We start from the raw sequence: 8,829 nt of genomic DNA, 5'->3' as shown, positions 1-8,829 counted from the left end.
CGCTCCTTTTGGACAGGACGCCAATATCAAGAAGTTTCATGGTTGACCTCAAGTCGACTTGAAGTGGCAGGATAACTCCTCACTGGCACATGAGACAAGAGAGTTTACGATGACTGATACAGTGCAGGCGCAATCTTCTATTCCCATCCTGATCACTCTCGCTGCAACGACATTGCGCGACAACCATAATGTGCAGATAGCCTGAAATGAGGTTATTTACTTGGAATTGGCACTTGAGGAGAGCTTGTAGGAGCGATCAAGTGCCGAGAACAAAAGCGAATTCCGAGACTTCACCATGGCGTTCGCCAATGTTCTGATGAGATCAATCCGGCTCGGCCGCGCGCCTATGGACCTCTTTTCTAGTGTCGCGTACCCGGCACAACCAAACCCTCGCAGCATCACCTCAATGGAACGGCCTTACCGCGCTTCTTCGATCGCCGTACGCCGAAAAACTCACGGTTTGATCGCAACCATTCTAAAACGCCGAACAAACCTGTTTTCTATCAAAGGCGTATACGAGAAGCGTTGGGGCAGGGCACCTTTGATGCAAGAACTAAGATCCGAGCTCGAACCGGAGCAGAACAATGAACTTGATCGGCTATTACTGCGGTTCCCGGCAAAGTGGTTTTGAAAACACAGGGCGGAAAACGGACTTTCGCAGCGAGTGCGAACCAATGAGGGTGCTTGCAAGAAAGCCGCCATTCAAATTGTGAACATTTCAGAATCTAAGCTGCACCATCGTAAGTCGGCTTTTAACCCAAATGCTTACTAAAACTAGCGAATAACTGACTTGCTGGTTGTTTGCGGAAGAGATCATCAACACTAAACCTTTTATGTTTGCAGCATGGAAATGGCTCTCGAATACAAACGAAATGACTCTTTGATTGCTAGGCATTCGATTAGCTTGCAATGTTGCGTGGCAGCTCTTTAATCGGAAAAGGACCTCCCATGTCTCGACTTTCAAAACGCAGAGATTTTGCCATCGAAGTTTGTGAGGAGGCTGGGGCAATTGCCGAAGAGTACTTCGCGGACCGGGGTAATCTTGTCGTTGATCAAAAAGGCGCTCAGGACTGGGTTAGCGAGGCGGATAAGAATGTTGAAACCTTTATTCGTCAGAGGATTGCAGAAGCGTTGCCCAATGATGGAATTTTCGGTGAAGAGCACGGCGCTACTGTTGGTAAGAGCGGTTTTGACTGGGTGATTGACCCAATTGATGGGACAACAAATTTCGTCAACGGCATACCTGCATGGACTATTGTTCTGGCTGGCGTCACGGAAGGGCATACTGAGATCGGTGTGATACGTGATCCAAATGTGGATGAGACCTTTGTAGCGATGCGCGGAGAAGGTGCGACGCTTAACGGATCTCCAATGCGCGTCGCGTCAGGGGTGGCGCTGCGGGACGGAACAGTCGCCGTGGGATATTCGAACCGGATTGAGACCCGGCATATTTTACCTATTGTCGAGAACCTAATCGAGTACGGGGCTATGTTTCACAGAAACGCCAGCGGAGCGCTATCATTGGCCTACGTCGCTGCTGGGCGACTCTTGGGATACATGGAAGAACACATGAATGCCTGGGATTGTCTGGCTGGGCAATTGCTGGTCTCGGAAGCGGGTGGCATTGTTGAGGATCAGAACGCCGATGTGATGATCCGCGAAGGTGGGCGCGTAATCGTGGGTACACCAGATGTGTTCGAGACCTTGGTTGAAATCGCAGAGAACGCTTGGAACGACGAGGGGTCTATGCCAACGAAACCCAGCCCGAATAGGGTTTGAGTGTCAATAGATCTGCCTGCCAGAAATGGCCTTGTGAGGGCTGATCGTACTTGCGGTCTATCGAACAATCCGAGAGTGCGCACCACAGCAATGTGCCGACCGCGCCGTGTGTCACGATTGCAATATCTCCGGCGCCATGCATCCGGACAATCTCGGTGACTGTCCGATAAATACGAATCTGCGCCTCGACAGCTGTTTCCCAACCGCGATAGCGCGTTTCCGGTTGAGCAAAGAAAGCATCAGCTGCTGCCTCGAATTCGACCCGAGGCAAATAACCGGTGCCGCTGCGGTCGTTCTCACCAAGACCCAAGTGGTAATTTACAGGTAGCGTTCGGGATGCAGCAAGAATCTCGCCTGTTTCGCGGGCCTTTCGCTCGCCACTGGTCCAAATTTGTGTGACTTTCGATAAGACTTCATTGGATGCAAATTCAGCAGCCCGTTTGCGGCCCGTCGCACTCAAGCACCACTCTGTTATCGGAATGACCGGATCGATAGAGGCCTCGGGGTGTGTTATGATCGTGAGATTCGGCATTTAGTCAGGCAAAAGCACGGGCCCTTTGTCAGCAAAACCCATCATGATTTCAGTGCCGGGTTCTAGCGGTGCATCGACATCATCTTGAACGGCAAAAACCTGACCGAATGCACCTTTCAATGTGTATTCCATCCGAACGCCAACATAGGTCGCCTTGGCCACTGAGGCTGGAATACCTTGATCTGAACCGATCACCAAACGTGAGGGTCGCACGGCGATGGTTGCCGGTCCTTCGGACAGACCGCGGCGTGGCAGCGTGTGGCGGTAGCCTTCGACTTCGATGGTTGCCATATCGCCATCAATACTTACGATTTGGCAGCTCAGAAGGTTTGCCTCACCTATGAAATCGGCGACAAACCGGTCATTCGGCGCATCGTAAAGCTGGCGCGGAGTGCCTATTTGAGCGATCGCTGCGTTACGCATAACAACTATCTCATCCGAGACTGCCAGTGCCTCTTCCTGATCATGGGTAACGTAAACAACTGTTAAGCCAAGGTCTTGCTGAATTGCCCGAATATCTTCACGAACTTGACGGCGAAGCTTGGCGTCGAGGTTGGATAGCGGCTCGTCGAACAACAGCACTTGCGGCTCAAGAACCAATGCGCGCGCGACGGCGACACGCTGCTGCTGGCCGCCCGATAACTCTGAGGGAAGGCGGTTGTCGAACCCCTGAAGGCCAACTAGCTCCAAACCATGCAAGGCGCGACTGCGGGCCTCGTCCTTCGCAAAGCCCGAGAATGTGAGGCCATACTTCACATTCTCCAACACGCTCATATGAGGGAACAACGCGTATGACTGAAACACCATAGATACATCACGGTCGGTGGCTGGCAGTTTGGTCACGTCCCGATCACCGATCAGGATCTTGCCCGAACTTGCCATCTCCAACCCTGCAATCATGCGCAGTGTCGTTGTTTTTCCGCAGCCTGACGGGCCAAGCAGCGTAACGAGCTTTCCTGCGTCTACGTGAAGGTTGATGTTATCGACGGCGACCACATCCTTGCCGAACACTTTCGACACGTTCTCAAACCGTACCGGGGCGGCCTTGGAACCGATTTTGGTGTCGGTCATGGCGATGTCTCCGTTCCGTGCTGGGTGCGTCGACCAATCTGAACCCGGCCAACGAGAAGTTGCAATAAGCCGACCGTCGCGAGCATCACGAAGATCAGCGTCGTCGAATAAGCGATAGCAAGGCCATAGTCGTTATTCTCGACCCGACCGATGATATAGCTGGTTGCCATGTCATACTCTGCGCTGACCAGAAAGATGACGGCTGAGATTGCCGTCATGGCACGAACAAAACTGTAGACAAGTGCAGCAAGTATCGCAGGGCGCAACAGCGGCAGGATGACATTCCGGAACGTCTGCCACGAGTTTGCGCCAAGGGTCAGCGAGGATTCATCAAGGCTGCGGTCAAGCTGTGACATGCTCGCGATGCCAGCGCGAACACCAACTGGCATATTGCGGAAGATGAAGCTGACAACGAGGATGACACCTGTGCCGGTGATTTCGATTGGCGGAACGTTGAAAGCAAGGATGTAGCTAACGCCAATTACCGTGCCGGGGATGGCGAAGGACAACATTGTTCCAAACTCAAAGGCGTTCTTGCCTGCAAAGCTTTGCCTGGTCAGCAGATAGGCAGTTACTAGCCCAACAGCGGCAGTCAATGGCGCTGCTATGGCCGCGATGGTTATTGTGGTCCAGAAACTGTCCCAAGCGGCTCCGGTCCAGCGTATACCCTCTTCTTCGAAGCGGACTGAGAATGCAGTGATGTAGTGCTTGATCGTCAGCGAATTATCGACTCCCCACAACTCAACCACACTGCCGTAGATGATCATTGCATAGACAACAATGGTGAACAGCGCCCACCCCAAAGCGATGAGCAGAACCGGAACCGATAGGCCCGTTGGCATTAGAGGATGCACCCCCGCATCACCCTTGCCGGTGACGGTAGTGTAGCTCTTCTTTCCCAGCCAGACACGCTGCGCGTAAAAGGCGGAAAGGGTAAAGAACAGCAGCACCATTGCCAGAACCGCAGCACGGCCTTGATCGTATTGAGCGCCGACGATGGCGAAGAATATCTCGGTCGACAGCACGTCGAAATTCCCACCCAATACAAGCGGGTTGCCGAAGTCGGCCATGCTTTCGATGAAACCCAGAAGAAAGGCATTGGCAAGACCAGGCCGCATCAGGGGCAAGGAAACCGTCTTGAACGTCTGCCATCTGCTGGCCCGCAGGGTCTGGGCCGCTTCCTCCATCGAGGGAGAAACGCCTTCAACCACGCCGATCAGCACGAGAAACGCAATTGGCGTGAACGCGAGTGTCTGCGCGATCAGGATGCCTGGCATTCCGTAAAGCCACCGCGTCGGCTGTGTGCCGAGTAATTCGGCAAAGAACCGGGTGACAGAGCCGGACAATCCAAAAAGAAGGATGAGCGCTAGGCCGATTACGAACGGTGGAGTGATTATCGGGAGAACGGTCAATGCCCGTAACGCGCGTTTGTAGCGGAAACCCGAGCGCGTCACGACCAACGCGAAGCACAGACCCAGACCCGTGGTGATGACGCCAACAAGGATGGCCAGGAACAGTGAATTCCACGCAGCACCGCATCGCGCACCTTGTAAACACCCCAATCCCCACAACCGGTCGTCGAAGAACTTCGAGAAGAAAACCGCAATGGAATAAGCGCCGTCTTCGGTGATGAACGCAGCGAAAAGCATCTTGGCGATGGGGAAGAAGACAAAAGCTGTGACGATGGTAATCACACCGCCAATAGCGCTTACGACGAAGACATCACCATTAATTGCACCCCTCGCCGCGATACCTTGAGTGAGCAGGAACAGAAAGCTTGATGCGCAGATCATCGCGCCATAGCCCATTCCGAACTGACGGTCGCCAAGCTCACCAAACAACGCATCCAACCAATCGAAGTTGAAGCCTCTGATACCGATGCTGAACCCCTGAGCGATCAGCCAGCTGAACCCCAGCGCGCCGGACAGTATCAGCATACGGGCGTAAAGCGGATCAGATTTGGTACGCTTCAACACCAAAAGCGGCAGGGCGAGGGCGATAAGGAGCGGAGCGAGCCACAGCTTCTCACCTTGTCCAATCAAAAACGCAGCGGGGGCATAATCCTCATCGAACGGGTAGCCGTCCACGAGCCACCCGAACGACCACAGGCCGCCGTCGACCATGTACCAGGGCAGCAGGCAGAATCCGACCCACCCGGCGATGATCCAGAAGATCAGGACCGGATGGGTCGTTTTTGATGTAGTGTCAGCCATTTACTGCGGCAGAACCGAAACCTCTTCATCCCATTTCTGCAACAGACGCTTCCGTTCGTCTGAGGAGCCATATTTTTTGAAGTCATAGTCGATCAGCTTGATCTGACTCATGTCAGGCGCGCTATCCGAAGTTTCCGCGCCCTTGTTCGATGGCACCTGAAACGCGTTAACTTGAAGAGCAAGGTTCTGAGCTTCGGGCGACAGGGCCCAGTCATAGAACTTCTTCGCTTCTTCTTCGTTACGAGCCCCGTCTATAATCGACATTGACCCAATTTCGTAACCGGTGCCTTCGCATGGCGCGACGACTTTGATCGGGAACCCCGAAACGGCCTGCTTTACGGCGTCATGCATGAAGACGATACCAATCGTGTTCTCGCCACGACCGGCGGCCTTGATCGGCGCCGAGCCAGACTTGGTGTACTGGTTGATATTCGAGTGCAGGCCCTTCATGAACTCAAAGCCTTCATCCTCGCCGAAGATCTGCACCATTGAGGCCAGCGTCGTATAGGCCGTACCCGACGAGTTCGGGTTCGCCATCTGAACGTGTCCTTTGTATTCGGGCTTCAAAAGATCCTTCCAGCAGGCAGGTTCGGGCAGGTTGTTTGCAGCGACAAGGTCGGCATTGTAGCCATACCCAAGCGCGCCTGAATAGATGCCGATCGTCTTGTTGCCAGCACTTTCAGCCTGAGATATCGCCCAATCATGAAGCTGGTCGCGCATTGGGGACATGTATTCCATCGTCAGGCCTTCTTCGGCGGCCTGCAGATGAGGGTCGCCCGTACCACCCCACCAAACGTCACCTTTCGGGTTCGAGCTTTCGGCACGGATTTGCGCAAATGTCTCGCCCGAGGACTTTCGGGTCATGTTAACGTCGATGCCAGTTGCATCTTCGAAACTACGTGCCATCAGTTGACACCAATCCTCTTGAGCTGAGCAATAGAAAGTCAGCTTATCGGCATGCGCTGCGGACAAAGACGCGGTCAAGGCAATCAGTGATCCCACGGCAGTGGATGTCAATTTCTTCATTATTTTTCCTCCCTTAGGGTTTAATTCGTCCGGGTTTCCCGGATCTATTTTGCCCTTCCTCATGCAGCCTTACGAAATTTTTCTTAGATCATTGAGGCTTCCTAATTATCTGTCAAAACCTTTGGAAAATGCGCCCGGATACTTTTACAACCACCAACTTCACCAAGAGAAAACCAATGATGCGCCCGGCCTTTCTTTTTGAAATTGATCAGCCCGCGTATATTGCTCTGCCCCCTGAAATCCTTGATGTCATGTGAATTTTCACTACGAAATGAGGATTATGCAACAAAAAATATTGCAAAATGCCCGAAACCCCACAAAATTGAGCTTTGACAATATTCGAGTCGTTGAATGTCCAAAACCGATACGCGCGGTAAGAAACCTGAAAAAAGTCCTGGTCGGGTAAAAAAGTCCGACAGACGCCAGCAAATCCTGCTGGAATTGAAACTGCGCCCGCACGTTCGCATCAACGAGTTGGCACAGCGTTTCAACGTTTCGAATGAGACCGTGCGCCGGGATTTCGAAGCCCTGTCCAATGAAGGCCTGATCGCGCGTGCGCACGGTGGGGCATCAGCCCCAGTGCAAGGGCATTACCCAAGTCTGGAAGAACGGACCGGCGCACAGATCGAAGAGCGCGAGCGGATAGGTATCAGCGCAGCGGGGCTTGTTCAGGACGGCGAAACGGTCATGGTCGATTCCGGCTCGACGACTGTCGAGATGGCACGCGCGCTGGCATTTCTCGATATCCATTGCACGGTGATCACGAATTCAATCCCCGTAGCGATGACCCTTGGCCATGGTACTGCCCAGGTCTTGCTGTGCCCCGGAGAATACCTGGCAGCTGAATCTGCAACGATCGGAACCGAGACACTGGAATTCCTGTCTCGTTTCAACGTTGACAGGTGCATGATCGGTTCTTCGGGTTTCTCAGTAGAAGGCCCGTCAGAGACGGTAAGGGGCTTTGCTGCGATCAAGAGGATGATGCTGACGCGTGCTGCGAAACGCCACCTTCTTATCGATTCCGGGAAATTTGGTCGCAAGGGTCTGGCTCAGGTAGGCGATCTTGCCGAGTTGGATTCCATAGTCACCGACACAAAACCAACCGGGGAACTGCTCAATGTAATAGATGGTGCCGAGGTCGATATTCTCGTCGCCGGTTAAGAACGAAAAGGAATGACTAACAGCGGCTGATAAAAGCCGCACTTAACTGGGAGGAAAACATGAAGATTGACATCAAACTATTGGTTGGGGCTTCCGCAATTGCGCTACTGTCGCTGTCGGGGACAGCTTCGGCGCAGGATTGTCCACGCGGTGACCTGGATGAGCGATTTTGTGACGCCGATGGGGATTTGATCGCGGATATTCCAACAGATGCCTCCGAGCAAATTGATCCAGACACCTTGATTTTTGCATATACACCAGTCGAAGACCCGGCCGTTTACAAAACCGCATGGTCAGACTTTCTTGAGCATTTGAAGGCGGAAACCGGCAAGGACGTCGTCTTTTTCCCGGTTCAGAACAACGCAGCTCAGATCGAAGCGATGCGTTCAGGGCGTCTGCATATTGCGGGCTTCAACACCGGTTCCAACCCACTGGCTGTAAACTGCGCCGGGTTCCGGCCATTCACGATCATGGCATCGAAAGACGGTAATTTTGGCTATGAGATGGAGATTATTACCTTTCCTGGTTCGGGCATCGAAAAGGTTGAGGACATCAAAGGCAAGCAACTGGCCTTTACGTCCCCCACATCCAACTCAGGTTTCAAAGCGCCCTCGGCAATCCTGAAGAGTGACTTTGATCTTCTGCCGGAACGCGATTTCGAACCTGTCTATTCGGGCAAGCATGACAACTCGATCTTGGGCGTGGCCAACAAGGATTACCTGGCGGCTTCGATTGCCAATTCGGTAAAATCACGGATGATCTTGCGTGATGTAATCAACGAAGACGACGTTGTTACGATCTATAAATCGCAGACTTTCCCGACTACAGGATTTGGCACCGTTTACAACCTGAAGCCCGAGCTGCAGGAGAAAATCCGCAATGCTTTCTTCAATTTTGACTGGGAGGGCACGACACTTGAAGCTGAATTCTCGAAGTCGAACGAAGGCCAGTTTCTTGAAATGACCTATCAGGAATTCTGGGATGTCATTCGTAAAATTGACGCAGCAAATGGCGTCTCCTACGCCTGCCAGTGAGCCTTGGCCAATA

At 53.0% G+C, this 8,829-nt stretch carries 7 protein-coding genes; 3 read left to right on the top strand and 4 right to left on the bottom strand.

The features are described from left to right. Window positions 1-948: 948 nt before the first annotated feature. Window positions 949-1,779: an inositol monophosphatase family protein gene (locus ACR0DL_RS20775; RefSeq protein ID WP_480691096.1), complete on the top strand. Its 831-nt coding sequence runs from the start codon at window positions 949-951 to the stop codon at window positions 1,777-1,779. Here ACR0DL_RS20775 and ACR0DL_RS20770 read toward each other — a convergent pair. Genes ACR0DL_RS20770 through ACR0DL_RS20755 form a run of 4 tightly spaced genes read right to left on the bottom strand, consistent with a single transcriptional unit; the run spans window position 1,745 to window position 6,621 of the window. Next, a complete protein-coding gene (locus ACR0DL_RS20770; RefSeq protein ID WP_480691094.1) occupies window positions 1,745-2,311 on the bottom strand; it encodes a histidine phosphatase family protein in 567 nt (188 codons plus the stop codon). The two genes, ACR0DL_RS20775 and ACR0DL_RS20770, sit on opposite strands and share 35 nt — an antisense overlap. Next, complete coding sequence (locus ACR0DL_RS20765) at window positions 2,312-3,382, bottom strand: ABC transporter ATP-binding protein (protein WP_480691092.1); 1,071 nt, start codon at window positions 3,380-3,382, stop codon at window positions 2,312-2,314. Further along, a complete protein-coding gene (locus ACR0DL_RS20760; protein ID WP_480691090.1) occupies window positions 3,379-5,595 on the bottom strand; it encodes an ABC transporter permease in 2,217 nt (738 codons plus the stop codon). The genes ACR0DL_RS20765 and ACR0DL_RS20760 overlap by 4 nt, the downstream gene beginning before the upstream one ends. Next, window positions 5,596-6,621 carry an ABC transporter substrate-binding protein gene (locus ACR0DL_RS20755; RefSeq protein ID WP_170352083.1) on the bottom strand — a complete coding sequence of 342 codons (1,026 nt, stop codon included), beginning with the start codon at window positions 6,619-6,621 and terminating at the stop codon, window positions 5,596-5,598. It abuts the gene before it with no gap. 351 nt (window positions 6,622-6,972) lie between these two features. On the opposite strand from ACR0DL_RS20755, the gene ACR0DL_RS20750 reads away from it, so the two are divergent. Then, window positions 6,973-7,782 (top strand): DeoR/GlpR family DNA-binding transcription regulator, encoded by an 810-nt coding sequence (locus tag ACR0DL_RS20750; protein WP_480691088.1) that lies wholly within the window; start codon window positions 6,973-6,975, stop codon window positions 7,780-7,782. A 59-nt stretch (window positions 7,783-7,841) separates the two neighbouring features. Beyond that, window positions 7,842-8,816 carry a phosphate/phosphite/phosphonate ABC transporter substrate-binding protein gene (gene phnD, locus ACR0DL_RS20745; RefSeq protein WP_170352081.1) on the top strand — a complete coding sequence of 325 codons (975 nt, stop codon included), beginning with the start codon at window positions 7,842-7,844 and terminating at the stop codon, window positions 8,814-8,816. Window positions 8,817-8,829 lie beyond the last annotated feature (13 nt).

It is taken from the genome of Ruegeria sp. BB5 (assembly GCF_056539405.1).
This window is presented reverse-complemented; position numbering and strand designations above follow the sequence as displayed.